Here is a 16,175-nt window from a genome sequence, read left to right as displayed (position 1 = left end):
GCTATCAAAGCGGCATTATCGGGTAATTGAGTTCAATCAATATTCATGATGGCCACGGCAGAGGAATCTGTCATGGCCTTTAGGGTTCTGACCAGGGCGGTACCCGGACCTGTGGGCCAGCTTTCTCTATGTCATGGCCGGTAGTATGAACATCCCAGCACGCTGGGTGAGATTGTCATACAGGCCGACCAGGCATCTGTCGCGCGGTGACCCCAGCAAAGCGCTTACTGCACCCCGGCATGCCCTGCAACGTAAGCTGCTTGATGGTCTGCGCTATCTGCTAGAAGAGTTGAAACTGAACCAGCCCCAGCCCTCGGACAGCTGGCTGACACAGGATGCGCTCTGGCTGGTGAGTAAGACCACTTCCGACAAACTGCGCGCCTATCTGCTGTCGCAGGGCATGGATGGCATACCGGCCAGCAATCTGGCGGTTTTCAATGTATTACCGTCGTGTAGGACGATACCCATAGTAGCTCTGAAGTGTGTTATCTCCCCATGATTTAGAAACACTGGGGCTTCACTGTAATGACCGCATCAAAATGAGACATACATCGCATTTATGACAAACGATAAATTTTAAGGCTTTATTGGGGGGTGTTCTAACAATTAAATTCTAATTATAAAAAAATCAATTGATTAACTTAAATTTCGAGTCCAGTTAGCGGAACCAAATTTAACGCCATGAACTTTTAAAGACGTTCGTGGCGTTTTTCATTTCAATACCTTAGCCAGCAACAAACGTCTATCGGATCATCCAGAGTAATTGATGTGCTCTATCCACATAGCGCAGGTATTGCAGCGATAACGGCAACCTATAGTTATTAGGCTACCGCGCCTTACGCAGGGTGATATTGATACGGTGCGAGCCCACCAGCGAGTGATAACCTTCTTTTACCGGCAAAATGCCGTGAAAACACAAACGCGACGGGCCGCCCCAAACCACCACATCACCATGGGCCAATGGAATACGCTGCGTTCTATCGCTGCGCTGCAAGCCACCAAACTGAAATACCGCCGGTAGCCCCAGTGATACCGAAACGATCGGTGCACTGAAATCGTGCTCATCTTTGTCCTGATGCAGTGACATTTTACTGCCCGGATCGTAACGGTTGATCAGGCAGGCATCCGGCACGTAGTGACCAAATCCAGCTTGTTGCGCCGCCTCGTCGGCCAGCGCCATCAAAATTGCCGGGATCGACGGCCAACGCTTGCCACTGCCAGGATCACGGGCGGAATAGCGGTAACCTTGGCTATCGCTGGTCCAACCGTTGCCACACCAGCTCATCGCCACCGACATGGTAAAACCACCTGGCGTGGTCATATGTCGCCACGGTACCTGTGCTACCACGGTGTGAACTGCGGCCAGCAATTCCGGGCCGTGGTCACGCACAAAGCCATGCAGCACGACTGCACCCGGCGCGATTTCTTCACGCCACGGCGGCGGTAATGCATCTTCAAAGAGATCGAGCGTCATGATTAATGCTTGTATAAATACACAGTTATATTCTAACCCCTCATCGCCACTTGTCCAGTAGCAGGAAACCGCATTGCCATAATTCTGATTTAACAGTGAATCAATGTTGTTACAGTGTCACTTTTAAGCAAAAAATGTCCATTGAATCGGCGACCGGCATAGCACTGTGGCGTTAGCGTTTTCAGCAACTCCAGTTCAAAGGTCTGTTGCTGTATGTCCAGCTTGGTAAAACGCGCATCGAGGAAGTCAAAATAACAGCGTACCTGCGGATAAAGTGCCTTAAACAGACTCTCTTTGGCGGAAAACACCAATGTCAGCAATTGCTCAAAAGCCTGTGGCTGCTGGCGTAACCACCCATATTCCAGTTCACTGATAATCCCGCTCCATAAGTCTTCGGCACGTTTGGCGGGCATCAGTGTTTCCACGTCGATACCGATGCCTCCCAGGCCGTTTTTACGGTGGGCAGCGCACAGCGCCGTATCTACATTATGGCTGATCGCCCCTGCAATACCCTGCGGCCACAGCGGTGCACGGTCTTCACCGCGCAATAGCGTAAAATCATGATGCCCCAGTTTTGCCAGCACCTGCCGTGCCAGATAACGTCCGGCCAGATATTCTGCCCGGCGCTTTGTCACCGCAGGGGTTAAATGCTCAGGGAAACCGATCCCGGCCGACAGGAACAGTTCATCGCGATAAGCCGCCACAGAAAAATGGCAACGGACAATCAGCCCTGGATAATCAGCAATCGTCAGCCATTCAATATGGGTAATAAAAGAAGTTAACACGCTTCGTCCGTGATAAAAGTGCAGATGAGGTAGTGTATACCTAAAGTACTTGGAGTTGCAGCGAGATGGCACGCAGGGTAAGTCTCATACCATAGTCTTCAGCCACTTACGCGATATCACAACAGGCAATGATGCTAAATCTTTAGTCAAAATTATTTAACCATAAAATATTAAGGGATATAGTCTAATTAGACCCCCATTTTTTTGAATGACTCAGCCAATAATATTCAATTTGTTTTATAAAGGAATTCGCTATTCTTAATCACGACCAAACGGTCTTATGGTATTAACACATACCTAACGCTTTTACAGACACCATGAATAAACCTGGGGATTTTTCTGCATACCGAATTAACCCTAACCAATATAGGATAAAAGGAATTATTATGAATAAAATTAATCAACCACTAAAATCAGCTATTGCATTAACATTTATAATCAGCATTGCGACCTTTGCTGCTGAAAATAAGCCAGATGATTTTTCTGCAACGTCTGATGCTCATGCAGAGCAACGCATCAATAAAAGTTTAGAGGAATTTAAGGCGGAGAGAAAAACCGTAGAAAAAAACCTCAGAAATTTTGATGACTTGGACTTTAATGTTTATAGCCATCAGAAATGGGACGAAATGGATCGAAGCCATGCTGCGGACATTATCGTTCACTACCCTGATGGCACGGTGACAAAGGGTTTGAAAGAACATTTAGAGCGTTCAAAGAAAATCTTTGCTTTTGCACCTGATACAGAAAACCCAATCCACCATGTACGTATTGGTCAAGGCGATTACACGGCCGTAACGGGTATATGGCGTGGGACGTTCACTAAACCAATGGTGTTATCAGATGGCACAGTCATTCAACCAACGGGTAAGCGTTTTGAAATCGAGATGGCAACCATCGGCCGATGGAATGATAAAGGCACCATGGATGAAGAATGGTTGTTCTACGATGATTATACTTTTATGAAGCAGCTAGGGTTACTGAAATAAATTTATAGATCTACACCTTTGTAGTAAATAAATTTTGACTATAGGGAGACTCGCCACACTTTTAATCATATGTGTATTATCTCCCTTGAAGCTCGAATAATTTTAGGTTTATACCTAATAATTGCTACACTATTTAATAAGAAATCGCGCAGAAATAAATAATAGTTAAAATGGGTAATTTAATGAAAAACACTCTGCTATCTTCTGTGATCCTGATGTCTAGCTTTGTTATGGTTACTGCCCCGCAGGCAGCTCAAAAAGAAACCATCAAGCTTGATACGATTTTACAAGCCATTGACAGCATGGAGCCAACACAATTCGCCAAGTTGTTAACTGACGATTCAAAGTTTAAATTTGGTAATTTCCCAGAAGCAACGGGAAAAGAATCGATTGCAAAAGCTCAGACAGATTTTTATAGCAGCATTAAAGGGTTAAAACATGAAGTTGTGCATTCCTGGCATGATAAATCAGGCATTGTTGCTGAAATGAACGTCACTTATACCCATCACGATGGCAGCACGGTAACGTTGCCAGTAACCGATGTATTTAAAATCAAAGACAATAAAGTGGCAGGCACATATATCTATATGGACATTGCCCCTCTTTATGCCTCTAAGTAAGTCGGTAAAATCCCCGGCAAATACGCCGGGGATCTAACTATAAGAGACAGTAGCAGAGGGGCAAAGCGAGGTTACAGAACCCCCTTCATCGTTTTTTCAAAATCGCTCCAGGCACAGAACCCCTCTTGATCAACCGGGCAACCCTCCAGCTCCAGGGTGACTCGCTGTGGTGGCTTCTGTAGCGTCAGCGGCTCGGCATTACGCAACTGTTCAGTCGACTGATAAACATATTCAATCTTCAGCAGATCGCGATCGCTCTTGCCATCGTGCCAGCGTTGAAAGACCAGTTTGCCACCAATCGGCGTTTTCTCGTATTGATGCGGTAGTTGGTAAGGCTTGAATTGCATAGCAGAAAGCAACGAAGCAATGTTGGAATCATGCCCCACCAGCACGGTCAACTTTGGTGAACCGGCTTTACGCTCGCCAATCAGCGCCGAGCTAATATAGGTCAGCAACGGTTTCGCCACGTTCTGCGCTACCACCGTTGAGGTAAACAACGAGTCCTGATAGCCGTCTTTCAGTTGCGCCAGTTGTTGCCATTGGTGCGGCGTCACGATCTTGCCCCAAGCGACATTCTTCATCGGAAAGCCTTCGTAATACTGCAACATAAAGGCATCCACCAGCGAGTTGCCCACCTTCAGCGGGCCAGAGACCCCTGGCTCTTTCCCCGGCACCGCACTCATTTTGCTAGGTTCGGCGGTCAGATCGCACTGCTTGTCAGTTTTGCAGGCGGTAGAGTCCTTGTAATCAATAATTTGTGCCAGTTGCTTGTAGGAAGCATCCAGCTTCAGCGAAGCCAGCTTAGCATTCATCGCGCTCAACGCCTGCTGGTTAAAAGCATCGCTATTATCGGTGATGATCGGGTTAAACGTGGGGTCCATTTCCCCCATTTTGTCCTGATGATGGACGCTGATATCACAGCCGGGAAACGCTCCGTTGCTAAAGAATTGGGCAGTAGCGACGGTCCGCTGCAAGCTGTTGGCATAGACATACACGCTGCCATCGGCTGGGCACCCTTCTTGCGGCAACACACCGGTTTGTTTCAGCCACGCGTTGAAATAGTGGCCCATATACACTTCCAGCACGCCGCCTTTGGTGGTCAGCAACCCGCCCGGAGTATCCCATTGTGGCCAGGCTTTTGGCGTTGATTGTGCCAGTACGCTGCCGTTGTTCGCCAATGGAGCACGCAGGTTATGTCGGCTCATCACCAACACTTGCTGTAGTTGATAATCTTGAGTTTCGGCGATCGCAGATCCGGTGAACAGCAGTGGCAGGCAAAGTAACAATGTTGATTTTTTCATCCGCAGAGGTTCCTGAAAAGTGATTATTTTTAATAGGTTAACGCTCAGCGAACTATGATGGCGGGGTTAGGCATAAAAGTATGTGAGGAGTATCACGGGGAGGAAGTGCAACAGCGGCCGGCAATGGCTGACAGTAAGCTGGCAAGATGCCCGCTGATTAGCGAAAAACCTCCACATCAGTGGCGTTAAAAATGCGCGATAATGAGCTAAATTTGCTAAAACCTCAACAAGTTGCGCATTCTGTAAGCAAACAGTCACAGAATGCATAATCCGCCTTTGACTTCCCTCTGGCCCCCCGTTATGATTTCGCTTGTTCACACGATTCCTCTGTAGTTCAGTCGGTAGAACGGCGGACTGTTAATCCGTATGTCACTGGTTCGAGTCCAGTCAGAGGAGCCAAATTTAACACCATGGATAGCCACTATTGTCCATGGTGTCTCAAAGTAAAATCCCCTTCTTGCAGTTCAAATTACACTCTGTTCCATATTGGTATACTGGAATCCAGCCTTTCTGGGGGCTTCACAAGGACTCGAATCGGCAAGGTTTAGATCCTTGGTACAGACCTCCACCAGTGTTATTAAAGTGGCTCGCGAACAACTATTGCCTTATAGAACAATATCTGCGAAGAACTTGGTGGTCTCACTATCGAAACCTGACGCCTGTTCCACCAATTTGTTATTAAAAATAGCCTGCTTCCTATTCCACAGCACTTGCCTGTACATTCTTTCCAATAACTGACATAAGCCACAAAACCCTTTTCTTTCATGAACGATCCATAGTGAACTCGCTGGTTTCACTCTCTCATTCTTAGCTAGCCTCTCCTGAGCACTTACTTCACATTCGAAAAATCAGATATAATATTGACTTTGTTTGTTAGCGTTTTAAGATGATAGGAGTTATTTGAGTTGGAGCCATCATGACAACACTCACCCCCTTGCAGCTCTTCAAAAACCTGTCAGACGAAACCCGCCTGAATGTCATCCTGCTGCTACGAGAATCCGGCGAACTCTGTGTTTGCGAGCTTTGTAACACACTCAATGAGTCTCAACCCAAGATTTCTAGACACCTGGCCATGCTCAGAGAGTCTGGGCTTTTACTGGATCGCCGCGCCGGAAAGTGGATCCACTATCGCCTGTCACCGCATATTCCTGCCTGGGCTGCCGCCGTGATTGAGCAGGCCTATCTCAGTCAACGAGACCAAATCGTTTTACTGGCACGCGGAAATGGAACGATAAGCAGTAAAGCTGCCTGTCTGTGATGGACTAAAAAAATTTACTCTTTCATATCTGTTTTTTCACATTTGATTGAGTAAGGTGACAGACTGATTCAATAACAGAAAGGATGGAATCGATGAAAACGCTCTCAGTGTATGACCCGGCACTCTGTTGCAGTACCGGCGTATGCGGCACTGATGTTGACCAGGCCTTGGTCACCTTCTCTGCTGATGTGGAATGGCTAAAAAAGCGCGGAGTCACCGTGACACGTTACAACCTTGCCCAACAGCCTATGGCCTTTATCGACAATACGCTGGTCAAAAATTTCCTTGAAAACTCAGGGGCTGAAGGCCTGCCGCTCATTCTGCTGGATGGCGAATTTGTCATGGCAGGGCGTTACCCTACCCGTGCTGACCTGGCTCGCTGGTGCAAACTGCCGCTGGAAATCACCGGCATTGCACCGAAAAGCTGCTGTGGTGGCAACACATCCTGCTGTTAGTCAACGCATGGAGGGAAGGTCATGAAATTCTTACAACATCCACCGGTTTTTCTCTTTTTTACCGGGAAAGGCGGGGTCGGTAAAACATCCATTTCCTGCGCCAGCGCGATTACCCTGGCGGATGCCGGTAAGCGCGTCTTGCTAGTCAGTACCGATCCGGCCTCGAATGTCGGGCAGGTGTTTAATCAGCCCATCGGCAACCAGATTACCGTGATCGCAAACGTGCCAGGATTGTCTGCGCTGGAAATTGACCCACAAGCAGCGGCTCAGCTTTACCGCTCACGTATTGTTGACCCCGTCAAAGGTCTGCTGCCAGAGGCAGTGGTTCGCAGCATCGAAGAGCAATTGTCAGGTGCCTGTACCACTGAGATTGCCGCGTTTGATGAGTTCACCGGTTTATTGACTGACGCTGCACTGCTGAATGATTTTGACCATGTGATTTTCGATACGGCTCCCACCGGGCATACCATCCGTTTACTACAGCTTCCGGGGGCCTGGAGCAGTTTCATCGACAGTAACCCGGAGGGTTCTTCGTGTCTGGGCCCGCTGGCCGGTTTGGAAAAACAGCGCGACCGTTATGCCCAGGCATTACAGGCCTTGTCCGATGCAACAAGGACCCGTCTGATCCTGGTAGCCAGGGCACAAAAATCAACGCTCACCGAGGTCGCCAGAACCCATCACGAACTGGCACAGGTCGGCTTACGCAATCAGTTTCTGGTCATCAATGGGATACTGCCTGAAGCTGAAGCGCAGGCAGACAAGTTGGCTCGCGCCTTGTATTGGCGCGAGCAGCAGGCGTTGAGTGAGTTACCCGATGTCCTCACGGCTTTACCAAGAGATGATCTGATGCTGCAACCGGTGAATATGGTGGGAACTGATGCGCTACGCCAACTGCTGGTGAAAAGCGAGGCCCCCTATTCAACTTCAACGCATCACATGGCCGAAGTATTCACCGAATTGCCCACACTGTCCTCTCTGGTTGAGGAAATCGCCGCTGATGAACACGGTTTAGTCATGTTGATGGGGAAAGGTGGCGTGGGCAAAACCACTCTGGCCGCATCGATTGCGGTAAAACTGGCCGAAAAAGGACTGGATGTCCACCTGACCACTTCTGACCCCGCTGCCCATCTGGAGAACACCTTGCATGGGCAACTCCCTAACCTGATCGTCAGCCGGATAGATCCGCTGGCTGAGACAGAACGTTATCGTCAGCACGTCTTGTCCACCAAAGGCAAGGATCTGGATGCACAGGGTAAGACGTTATTGGAAGAAGATCTCCGTTCCCCCTGTACCGAGGAAATTGCGGTCTTTCAGGCTTTTTCCCGCGTGATACGGGAAGCGGGTAAGCGCTTCGTGGTGATGGATACTGCGCCGACCGGTCATACGTTGCTATTGCTCGATGCTACCGGTGCTTACCACCGAGAGGTCGCCAAACGGATGGGGGAAAGTGGTCATTACCTGACGCCCATGATGCAGTTGCAGGATGAAAAACGCACCAAAGTATTATTGGTGACGCTACCTGAAACGACACCGGTACTGGAAGCCGCCAACCTGCAGGAAGATCTGCGTCGGGCAGGCATTGAGCCTTGGGCGTGGGTCATTAACAACAGTCTGGTTGCTGCGACCACTTCATCACCGTTGTTGCAATTGCGTGCATCGCATGAAGTTGAGCAGATAAAAAAAGTCAGAGACTCACTCTCTTCACGCCTGGCCCTCGTTCCGTTGCAGGAAGAAGAACCGATCGGCATTGCGCGGTTGAGCCATCTGGCTGACGGCGTTTAACTTATCATTTTTCCGGGTAAGAGTGCGCTCTTACCCTTTCGGGGGCGTTATGGTGTTGGCAGGGGCTATTTTTGTTCTGACCATTGTGCTGGTCATCTGGCAGCCTAAAGGATTGGGTATTGGCTGGAGCGCCACACTCGGCGCGATACTGGCGCTAGTGAGCGGCGTGGTTCATCTCGGTGATATTCCGGTGGTCTGGCAGATTGTCTGGAACGCCACAGCAACCTTTATTGCCGTGATCATCATCAGCCTGTTGCTGGATGAGTCAGGCTTCTTTGAATGGGCCGCACTGCACGTGGCGCGCTGGGGTAATGGCCGGGGCCGTTTGTTGTTTACCTACATCATTTTATTGGGGGCGGCGGTGGCGGCGTTGTTCGCCAACGATGGTGCCGCACTGATCCTGACACCGATTGTGATTGCGATGCTGCTGGCACTGGGTTTCAGCCGTGGTGCTACCTTGGCCTTTGTGATGGCGGCGGGTTTTATTGCGGATACCGCCAGCTTGCCGCTGATCGTGTCAAACCTGGTGAATATCGTCTCGGCGGATTTCTTCAACCTTGGATTCACGGAATATGCGGCAGTAATGGTGCCGGTCAACCTGGCCGCCATCGCCGCCACGCTGGTGATGCTACATCTGTTTTTTCGCAAAGAGATTCCCACCGTTTACGACTTGTCCTTGCTGAAAGCGCCGAAAGAGGCCATCCGCGATCTGAACACCTTTAAAACCGGGTGGTTGGTGCTGGTTCTGCTGCTGGTCGGGTTCTTTGCCCTGGAGCCGCTCGGCGTGCCTGTCAGCCTGGTCGCTGCCGTGGGCGCGCTGATCCTGCTTGCCGTCGCTAAAAAAGGGCATGCCATCAATACCGGCAAAGTGCTGCGTGGCGCGCCCTGGCAGATCGTGGTCTTCTCGCTGGGGATGTATCTGGTGGTGTACGGCCTACGCAATGCCGGGCTGACCCATTACCTTTCCGCCTTGCTGAACCAGTTTGCCGAGCAAGGGCTGTGGGTGGCCACGCTGGGCACCGGGTTCCTGACGGCATTCCTGTCCTCCATTATGAACAATATGCCGACTGTTCTGGTGGGGGCACTCTCCATTGATGGCAGTGCTGCCAGCGGCGTGATCAAAGACGCGATGATTTACGCCAACGTGATTGGCAGCGATCTGGGACCGAAAATTACCCCGATAGGCAGCTTGGCCACTTTACTGTGGCTGCATGTGCTATCACAAAAAAATATGACCATCACCTGGGGGTATTACTTCCGTGTGGGGATTGTCATGACGATCCCGGTGCTGTTGGTCACGCTGGCGGCATTAGCCTTGCGACTATCCATTTCCCTTTGATTTTTTTTAAACAACTACGCCAGCAGGCATAACCGGCTGGCGTTTCAATGAGAGATCATCACGATGAGCAATGTGACTATTTATCATAATCCGGCCTGTGGGACATCGCGTAACACGCTGGAGTTAATTCGCAACAGTGGCACTGAACCGACGGTGATCCTGTATCTGGAAACACCGCCAAGCCGCGATGTACTGGTGAAACTGATTGCAGAGATGGGGATCACGGTTCGGGCGTTATTGCGCAAGAATGTTGAGCCTTACGAGCAACTCGGGCTGGCAGCAGATAACTTCAGCGATGAGCAGTTGATCGATTTTATGTTGCAGCACCCCATTCTGATCAACCGCCCGATTGTGGTCACGCCATTGGGAACCAAATTGTGCCGACCTTCTGAAGTGGTACTGGACATTTTGCCCGAGGCACAACGCGGCGCATTCACCAAGGAAGATGGTGAGCGCGTGGTGGATGCACAAGGAAAACGCGTAGAGAAATAGAAAGATAATTTATTGAAGGCACGCGGTGTGCTGCGTGCCTTGTATCGCTGAATATGTTATTCGCCGTCAGCTAATCTTTGTAGCTGGATCAACCCGACAGGGTCTGCCGACTGTTGAGGAACAACAGCGATCCGGTGACCGTATTTCTTTTCAACCTCTGCAATCAGGGGCAGTTCCCGATTTGATCGGGTAATCAGGAATGGAGAACGAGGTGATGCGGCCGCCAAGCTGTTATTGATCACCCATGCCCAAGGCTCAATCTCTGCCCGGCGCAGATCTTCCTGCAGGTTAGCGGCTTCCAACACTGGCGTGGTTTCTGCCAGCGTGACAATCACCACTTTCGTCTGCTCAGGATCTTGCAGTTGCATCATGGGGGTTAAGGCCTGTTCGCCGCTTTGCCCCATCTGTCGGACCATTTCTCGGTGATAGGCACCCGTGGCATCCAGTAACAGCAACGTGTGGCCGGTTGGCGCGGTATCCATAATGACGAAATGATCTTCAGCTTCCTTAATGACCCGCGAGAAAGCTTGGAAGACGGCAATCTCCTCGGTACAAGGTGAGCGTAAATCCTCTTCAAGAACAGCTAACCCTTCGGCATCCAGCCCCTTACCCTGATTACTCAGAACAAATTGGCGATACTTCTCAGTCTCTACCTTCGGGTCTATCCGGCTGACGGTCAGGTTATTCAGGCTGCCATCCAGGGTATAGGATAAATGGGCAGCCGGATCAGAAGTGGTTAGATGAACTTTATGCCCTTTTTGTGCGAGAGATACCGCAATAGAAGCCGCAATGGTGGTTTTACCGACGCCCCCTTTACCCATGGTCATCACCAGACCTTTGCCTGATGCACTCAATTCATCAACGAGTTGAGACAGTTTAGGGAAGGTCAGATCCTGCTGGTCCGCGCGGACGGTTTCCAGCCTTTCGCTACTGTTATCGGTGAACAATTTACGCAACGCATCCAGACCGACCAGATTGAAGGGTTTCAATGGCAGTTGGCTCATCGGCAAAGCGGAAAGATTCTTCGGCATGTCACTCAATGCTTTCTTCTCTCGGGCAATGATGCTGTCGGCCAGTCTGTCATCGGTGGCCGCTTCGGCAGGCAAGATGCCATTGATCGCCAGATATTGTTGTTTCAGACCAATATTGTAGAGTTCTTCATAGGTGTGAGAGACCTCTTTCAGCGTCGATGCCTGGGCTCTGGCCACCAGGACCAGGCGCGTCAGTTCGGGGTCTGACAGTGCGGCAACCGCCTCGGCATATTGGTCCTGCTGTTTCTCCAGACCAATGAGTGGCCCCAGGTTTGCGGCAGCATCCGGGTTGGCCTCAAGGTAGCCTGACCAGGCACCCGGCAGTTCCAGCATCCGGATCGTGTGCCCGGTAGGTGCCGTATCGAACACAATATGGTCAAAATCTCTGCGCAGAGCGGTATTGGTGAGCAGGCCGGTAAACTCATCAAAGGCAGCGATTTCAGTGGTACAAGAACCAGATAGCTGTTCTTCGATACTTTGCACAATGTCTTTGGGCATCACACCACGAACTGGATCTAACACGCGGTCCCGATAGGCCTGTGCCGCCGCCATCGGATCGACTTCCATTGCAGACAGGTTGGCCACTTTAGTAATGGCCACAATCTGGTGCCCGATTTTCTGGTCAAATACCTGGCCCACATTGGATGCCGGATCGGTGCTGACAAGCAGCACCTTTTTGCCGCTGTCCGCCAGAGAAACGGCTGTCGCACACGCCAGCGACGTTTTCCCCACGCCCCCTTTCCCGGTAAAGAAAATAAAGGGAGTCATCCCTTCCAAGAAATTAATTTTCATACTGAACCTCTTCTCACGTTATTGCATTCTTCCAAGGGTTACGGCAGGCGGGGAATACTGCAGCAGGAAGGTTGCTGAGTTGCGGTTGTTTCTGCGGTTAAAGGCGTATCGGTCCAACGGGCAAAATCGGCTCTGGTGGGGAGACGTCCTGCCATGACAACCTTCCCATCCAACAGCGTCAGGGGAAGAGAGTCCGCGCCGGAAGTGTTCAGGAATGACTTGACCACCTCATTTTGCAGGAAGCTTTGCGGGTTTTTGGACAGGTTATGGCGGATAACATCCAGCCCATTCTTCTTGCACCACTCCATATCGGTGCTGAAGGTGATGGCGTCCTGATTAACAACGACGCTACTGGTGGCGCAGCAGCCAGCCGGTTCAAAGATTTCAATTTTTGACATTGTTTATTCCTCAATGTAGTGGTGAATAGCCTTACATTGAAGTAAACGAAGGGGGTCAGAAAAGGATTCGCATTTTTCAGGATATTTTTTTATGGCAACAGACGTGATCAAACTCATCCACCTCAATGGTGCAGATGTCTATCAACTGTTGTTTAAGATGCTGTCTGGCCCGCAGGAGACGAGATTTAACGGCAGGAAGCGACAGGTTCTTCAGGGTGGCGACTTCTTTTTGTTTGTATTCCTGGATGTCACAAAGCTCGATGATTTCACGTTCTTCTTCGCTCAACGCCTGAAGCACCAGAGGCAAGCATTCTGTTAATGTCGTGATAGCCGCCGGGCACTCTTCCTGAGAAAAAAGTGAATCGTCCAATTCCTGGTAGGGTTTGGCTGTACGATGCGTATCAATTAACAAATGGCGGGCACAGGTATACAGCCAGGCTCTGGGGTTTTGCATCTGGCAGAAGGTGTCTGAGGCCGCTCTGGCTTTGAGAAAAAGCTCCTGCAGTAAATCGGAGGCCAATTCACTGTCCCCCGTTTTTGCTTTCAGGAAGCGGTGGAGCTCAGTCTGATGCTGAGCCCAGAAGGTGGTCATACAACGATTAAACTGGTGGAGTGCTTCCATCGTCGCCCTAGATTTTCTGTTGATTGACGCGAGCCGACAGCGCCTCTGCGCTTTCTTTGCGCTCACTGTAACGATCAACGAGATAGTCTGCGTTACCGCGCGTGAGTAATGTGAACTTCATGAGTTCCTCCATCACATCGACGATACGATCGTAGTAGGGAGAAGGCTTCATGCGCCCTTCCTCATCGAATTCCTGCCAGGCTTTGGCAACGGAGGATTGATTGGGGATAGTGATCATCCTCATCCAGCGCCCGAGAATACGCATCTGATTGACGGCGTTAAACGATTGAGAGCCGCCACTGACTTGCATCACGGCCAGCGTTTTTCCCTGCGAAGGCCGGACAGCACCCGCAGAAAGGGGTATCCAGTCTATTTGCGCTTTCATGATGCCGGTCATCGCACCATGACGCTCGGGAGAGCACCACACCATGCCTTCAGACCACATCACCAGTTCACGCAACTCCATCACTTTAGGATGGGTATCGGGGGCATCGTCAGGCAATGGTAATCCTGATGGATTAAAAATACGCACATCTGCTCCCATTGCTGTCAGCAAGCGCCCCGCTTCTTCCGTTGCCAGTCGGCTGTAAGATCGCTCTCTGACTGAACCGTACAGCATCAGAATACGCGGGGCATGGCCCACTTTTTTACTGGAAAACCTCTCCTCCGAAATAGCCACATCCAGTAGGGACTGATCAACGTTATTTAATGTAGCAAGCAGGTTACTCATCTTGTCTTACTTCTCCTGGCACGGTCTGCCATTGAAACTAAAAAGAAAAAACTCAATTAATGGTGTCTATCGTTCTTGCTCAGCGCAGCATTCCTCCACCAGGAAGGACATGATCTGGTTGAGGACTTCGTATTGCGGCAGGCAGTACAAAATACGGCCTTCGCGTCGTTGCTGCAGCAAACCGACTGAGACAAGAGCAGAAATGTGATGACTTAAGGTGGAGTTTGGAATGTCCAGGCGTCGCTGCAGCTCTCCCACCGGGAGTCCGCACTCTCCCGCCCTGACCAGTGCTTTGTATACGCTCAGTCGGGTTGGGTGGCCCAGCTCTTTCAGGGCATTCGCGACAGCCTCCAGTTCCATTTTTACTCTTCTCTTATCAATATTTCCACATTTCGAGAATAACAGAAATATTAACAACAATGAAGCCTGTGCTGAGCATAGGTATACAAGAACGTGATGAATTGCCTCTACCAGAAACGCTTATGAGTCGATCGACTTTATTAATAGACTTTCAGTTCGTAAAAAAATTAAGACAATGGATTAAGCTGATTATTATTTTGATATTTTTCGCGTATTAAGTAGTACACGACGGTTGCCAGCATTGCCCCAGCTAATGGGGCTACCCAATACAACCATTGATGCTCCCAGTGATTACTGATCATCGCAGGGCCAAAACTCCGCGCAGGATTCATGCTTGCCCCGGTTAAACTTCCTCCAATAAAAGCATCCAGGAATACAACAATACCAATAATAAAAGCATTGGCTGTATGCAACACGGTTAATACCAGGAAAAATGACATGATAAGCTCAATAATGAAGCCATCAATTAACTTCAAGTCCTCAGACACGACAGTGACACCAAATCTTAATAAGTCACCAAAGAGAAAATAAAGCGCGGCAGAGGCTAAACAGGCACCGAGCACTTGGGCAACCATATAGTAGATCGCACACTTCGAGGAGCACTTGCCTGTGGCGCATAATGACAGAGTCACAATGGGATTAAGATGTGCACCGCTGACTTTAGATATTGAACTGATAATTAAAGTCACGCTGAGTCCAAATGCCAAGGCTATACCAAAGTTTCCAATTTCATGCGTTCTTTGATTAACGATAATCGCGCCAACGCCGATAAACACCAGAGTAAATACGCCTATTGTTTCAGATATAAATCCTTTCCCAATTAATTTAGACATGAAAATACCTTCCAGGTTATTGACCATGAGAATGACTAAATTTTATTTAAATGCTGGCTTATTCAGAAATGAATTGCTCTGTTTCATTGATCCACTGGGTAACCTCCATCCAGGCACTCACTGCAACGCGAAAAGCGCCACGCCCTTTGTCAGTCAGTGAATAGACTTTACGACCTCTTCCATTGACCATTTCATTACTGGAAGTGAGATACCCTCCGGTTTCAAATTCACGTAGAGCAGGATATAACGCCCCTTCGCTTGGCGAACAGCAACCTTGAGTTTTACGATCCACTGCACGTGCAATGTCATATCCGTGCATGGGCGCTTCGTGCAAGACACACAGAATGAAAAACTTGGATAAAGACATCTTGATGGTCCCTTTCCAATAATCCTGGCTTAAATAATCTTGCGCGGGCTTACAACCCGCCACCTTGCTAGACATAGCGCCTCTTTTCTACTGATTACCCAGCCGAAAATTCTGCACTGACGGCCATTTAACTTGAGTACAGTCCAGAAGAACAAAAGCTATACTCTTCATACTCCTAGAGTAACATTCACAAGGATGGCCGTCACGTCATAGCTTACTCAATATGCATTAGCAACCACAACCGCCCGGCGTCGCGCCAAAAGACTCGGAAGGAACTTTGGTTGTCACGGGGCTTCCACAATCAAAGGGACCGTAATGCGTATCACCACGCCCAATAATCGTGAAATGTGGGGCATAACGCGTTTTTGACAGCATTAGAGCCGTATTCCTGCAAACGGGGATTGCTTTTCCAGCATCAAAAATGTGTTCGAGATCAAACGAGTACCGATGGGGAGAGTCTGATAATGTGCCGTTGTATATAGCAACCTGCCCATAGTCTTCGCATTTATCTTCAAGGTCGAGCTTGAATAGACGGAAAGTCATGGAATAA

General features: G+C 49.6%; 19 protein-coding genes, 1 tRNA gene and 1 pseudogene. 9 read left to right on the top strand and 12 right to left on the bottom strand.

What is annotated here, in order from left to right:
• Positions 1-36: 36 nt before the first annotated feature.
• Positions 37-120, bottom strand: a complete 84-nt coding sequence (locus AC2A1E_RS22710) for an IS1 family transposase (protein ID WP_484385626.1) — start codon at positions 118-120, stop codon at positions 37-39.
• Between AC2A1E_RS22710 and AC2A1E_RS22705 the strand changes: the two genes are divergently transcribed.
• Positions 110-499: a TraI domain-containing protein gene (locus tag AC2A1E_RS22705; protein ID WP_484385625.1), complete on the top strand. Its 390-nt coding sequence runs from the start codon at positions 110-112 to the stop codon at positions 497-499. The two genes, AC2A1E_RS22710 and AC2A1E_RS22705, sit on opposite strands and share 11 nt — an antisense overlap.
• A 327-nt stretch (positions 500-826) precedes the next feature.
• On the opposite strand, the gene alkB is transcribed toward AC2A1E_RS22705, so the two are convergent.
• On the bottom strand, positions 827-1,474 hold the full coding sequence (gene alkB / locus AC2A1E_RS22700; RefSeq protein ID WP_484385624.1) for a DNA oxidative demethylase AlkB: 648 nt from the start codon (positions 1,472-1,474) through the stop codon (positions 827-829).
• A gap of 89 nt (positions 1,475-1,563) precedes the next feature.
• Positions 1,564-2,259, bottom strand: a complete 696-nt coding sequence (locus AC2A1E_RS22695; RefSeq protein WP_484385623.1) for a 4'-phosphopantetheinyl transferase family protein — start codon at positions 2,257-2,259, stop codon at positions 1,564-1,566.
• A 386-nt stretch (positions 2,260-2,645) separates the two neighbouring features.
• Here AC2A1E_RS22695 and AC2A1E_RS22690 point away from each other — a divergent pair, with 386 nt between their 5' ends.
• Complete coding sequence (locus AC2A1E_RS22690) at positions 2,646-3,245, top strand: ester cyclase (protein ID WP_484385622.1); 600 nt, start codon at positions 2,646-2,648, stop codon at positions 3,243-3,245.
• A gap of 182 nt (positions 3,246-3,427) precedes the next feature.
• Positions 3,428-3,865 (top strand): nuclear transport factor 2 family protein, encoded by a 438-nt coding sequence (locus tag AC2A1E_RS22685; RefSeq protein WP_484385621.1) that lies wholly within the window; start codon positions 3,428-3,430, stop codon positions 3,863-3,865.
• 71 nt (positions 3,866-3,936) lie between these two features.
• Here AC2A1E_RS22685 and agp read toward each other — a convergent pair whose 3' ends face one another.
• The gene (agp, locus tag AC2A1E_RS22680) at positions 3,937-5,166 is read right to left on the bottom strand and encodes a bifunctional glucose-1-phosphatase/inositol phosphatase (protein WP_484385620.1); all 1,230 of its coding nucleotides are present in this window, start codon (positions 5,164-5,166) and stop codon (positions 3,937-3,939) included.
• Positions 5,167-5,489: 323 nt separating this feature from the next.
• On the opposite strand from agp, the gene AC2A1E_RS22675 reads away from it, so the two are divergent.
• The 6 genes from AC2A1E_RS22675 (at position 5,490) to arsC (ending at position 10,492) form a co-directional block, all read left to right on the top strand.
• Positions 5,490-5,565: transfer RNA gene (locus AC2A1E_RS22675), tRNA-Asn, on the top strand.
• Positions 5,566-6,082: 517 nt separating this feature from the next.
• On the top strand, positions 6,083-6,424 hold the full coding sequence (locus AC2A1E_RS22670; protein WP_484385619.1) for a metalloregulator ArsR/SmtB family transcription factor: 342 nt from the start codon (positions 6,083-6,085) through the stop codon (positions 6,422-6,424).
• Positions 6,425-6,516: 92 nt separating this feature from the next.
• Positions 6,517-6,879: an arsenite efflux transporter metallochaperone ArsD gene (gene arsD / locus AC2A1E_RS22665; RefSeq protein ID WP_484385618.1), complete on the top strand. Its 363-nt coding sequence runs from the start codon at positions 6,517-6,519 to the stop codon at positions 6,877-6,879.
• Between the two features lie 21 nt (positions 6,880-6,900).
• Positions 6,901-8,661 (top strand): arsenical pump-driving ATPase, encoded by a 1,761-nt coding sequence (arsA, locus tag AC2A1E_RS22660; protein WP_484385617.1) that lies wholly within the window; start codon positions 6,901-6,903, stop codon positions 8,659-8,661.
• Between the two features lie 49 nt (positions 8,662-8,710).
• A complete protein-coding gene (locus AC2A1E_RS22655) occupies positions 8,711-10,000 on the top strand; it encodes an arsenic transporter (protein WP_484385616.1) in 1,290 nt (429 codons plus the stop codon).
• Positions 10,001-10,063: 63 nt separating this feature from the next.
• Entirely contained in the window at positions 10,064-10,492 is a 429-nt protein-coding gene (gene arsC / locus AC2A1E_RS22650; protein WP_484385615.1) for a glutaredoxin-dependent arsenate reductase, read from the top strand.
• Between the two features lie 56 nt (positions 10,493-10,548).
• On the opposite strand, the gene arsA (AC2A1E_RS22645) is transcribed toward arsC, so the two are convergent.
• The 8 genes and pseudogenes from arsA (AC2A1E_RS22645) to AC2A1E_RS22610 all read right to left on the bottom strand — a co-directional run.
• On the bottom strand, positions 10,549-12,315 hold the full coding sequence (arsA, locus tag AC2A1E_RS22645) for an arsenical pump-driving ATPase (RefSeq protein WP_484385614.1): 1,767 nt from the start codon (positions 12,313-12,315) through the stop codon (positions 10,549-10,551).
• A gap of 38 nt (positions 12,316-12,353) precedes the next feature.
• Positions 12,354-12,713, bottom strand: a complete 360-nt coding sequence (gene arsD / locus AC2A1E_RS22640) for an arsenite efflux transporter metallochaperone ArsD (protein ID WP_484385613.1) — start codon at positions 12,711-12,713, stop codon at positions 12,354-12,356.
• Between the two features lie 76 nt (positions 12,714-12,789).
• Entirely contained in the window at positions 12,790-13,335 is a 546-nt protein-coding gene (locus tag AC2A1E_RS22635; protein WP_484385612.1) for a sigma-70 family RNA polymerase sigma factor, read from the bottom strand.
• Positions 13,336-13,342: 7 nt separating this feature from the next.
• The gene (arsH, locus tag AC2A1E_RS22630; RefSeq protein ID WP_484385611.1) at positions 13,343-14,065 is read right to left on the bottom strand and encodes an arsenical resistance protein ArsH; all 723 of its coding nucleotides are present in this window, start codon (positions 14,063-14,065) and stop codon (positions 13,343-13,345) included.
• Positions 14,066-14,131: 66 nt separating this feature from the next.
• A complete protein-coding gene (locus AC2A1E_RS22625; RefSeq protein WP_484385610.1) occupies positions 14,132-14,425 on the bottom strand; it encodes an ArsR/SmtB family transcription factor in 294 nt (97 codons plus the stop codon).
• 167 nt (positions 14,426-14,592) lie between these two features.
• Positions 14,593-15,258 carry an MIP/aquaporin family protein gene (locus AC2A1E_RS22620; RefSeq protein ID WP_484385609.1) on the bottom strand — a complete coding sequence of 222 codons (666 nt, stop codon included), beginning with the start codon at positions 15,256-15,258 and terminating at the stop codon, positions 14,593-14,595.
• A gap of 58 nt (positions 15,259-15,316) precedes the next feature.
• Positions 15,317-15,700 (bottom strand): PadR family transcriptional regulator, encoded by a 384-nt coding sequence (locus tag AC2A1E_RS22615; RefSeq protein WP_484385608.1) that lies wholly within the window; start codon positions 15,698-15,700, stop codon positions 15,317-15,319.
• A gap of 153 nt (positions 15,701-15,853) precedes the next feature.
• A pseudogene (locus AC2A1E_RS22610) lies at positions 15,854-16,175 on the bottom strand (methyltransferase domain-containing protein); the annotation flags it as partial.

The sequence above is a fragment of the Serratia sp. HNCC26DJ206 genome (genome assembly GCF_057180605.1).
The sequence above is the reverse complement of the archived record's forward strand: the minus strand, read 5'-3'. Positions and strand labels throughout refer to the sequence as shown.

What these genes read in the sequence shown, in the direction of transcription:
- alkB (WP_484385624.1), bottom strand. Translation starts at nt 1,474, where the DNA reads ATGACGCTCGATCTCTTTGAAGATGCATTACCGCCGCCGTGGCGTGAA.
- AC2A1E_RS22690 (WP_484385622.1), top strand. Translation starts at nt 2,646, where the DNA reads ATGAATAAAATTAATCAACCACTAAAATCAGCTATTGCATTAACATTT.
- AC2A1E_RS22685 (WP_484385621.1), top strand. Translation starts at nt 3,428, where the DNA reads ATGAAAAACACTCTGCTATCTTCTGTGATCCTGATGTCTAGCTTTGTT.
- agp (WP_484385620.1), bottom strand. Translation starts at nt 5,166, where the DNA reads ATGAAAAAATCAACATTGTTACTTTGCCTGCCACTGCTGTTCACCGGA.
- AC2A1E_RS22670 (WP_484385619.1), top strand. Translation starts at nt 6,083, where the DNA reads ATGACAACACTCACCCCCTTGCAGCTCTTCAAAAACCTGTCAGACGAA.
- arsD (WP_484385618.1), top strand. Translation starts at nt 6,517, where the DNA reads ATGAAAACGCTCTCAGTGTATGACCCGGCACTCTGTTGCAGTACCGGC.
- arsA (WP_484385617.1), top strand. Translation starts at nt 6,901, where the DNA reads ATGAAATTCTTACAACATCCACCGGTTTTTCTCTTTTTTACCGGGAAA.
- AC2A1E_RS22655 (WP_484385616.1), top strand. Translation starts at nt 8,711, where the DNA reads ATGGTGTTGGCAGGGGCTATTTTTGTTCTGACCATTGTGCTGGTCATC.
- arsC (WP_484385615.1), top strand. Translation starts at nt 10,064, where the DNA reads ATGAGCAATGTGACTATTTATCATAATCCGGCCTGTGGGACATCGCGT.
- arsA (WP_484385614.1), bottom strand. Translation starts at nt 12,315, where the DNA reads ATGAAAATTAATTTCTTGGAAGGGATGACTCCCTTTATTTTCTTTACC.
- arsD (WP_484385613.1), bottom strand. Translation starts at nt 12,713, where the DNA reads ATGTCAAAAATTGAAATCTTTGAACCGGCTGGCTGCTGCGCCACCAGT.
- AC2A1E_RS22635 (WP_484385612.1), bottom strand. Translation starts at nt 13,335, where the DNA reads ATGGAAGCACTCCACCAGTTTAATCGTTGTATGACCACCTTCTGGGCT.
- arsH (WP_484385611.1), bottom strand. Translation starts at nt 14,065, where the DNA reads ATGAGTAACCTGCTTGCTACATTAAATAACGTTGATCAGTCCCTACTG.
- AC2A1E_RS22625 (WP_484385610.1), bottom strand. Translation starts at nt 14,425, where the DNA reads ATGGAACTGGAGGCTGTCGCGAATGCCCTGAAAGAGCTGGGCCACCCA.
- AC2A1E_RS22620 (WP_484385609.1), bottom strand. Translation starts at nt 15,258, where the DNA reads ATGTCTAAATTAATTGGGAAAGGATTTATATCTGAAACAATAGGCGTA.
- AC2A1E_RS22615 (WP_484385608.1), bottom strand. Translation starts at nt 15,700, where the DNA reads ATGTCTAGCAAGGTGGCGGGTTGTAAGCCCGCGCAAGATTATTTAAGC.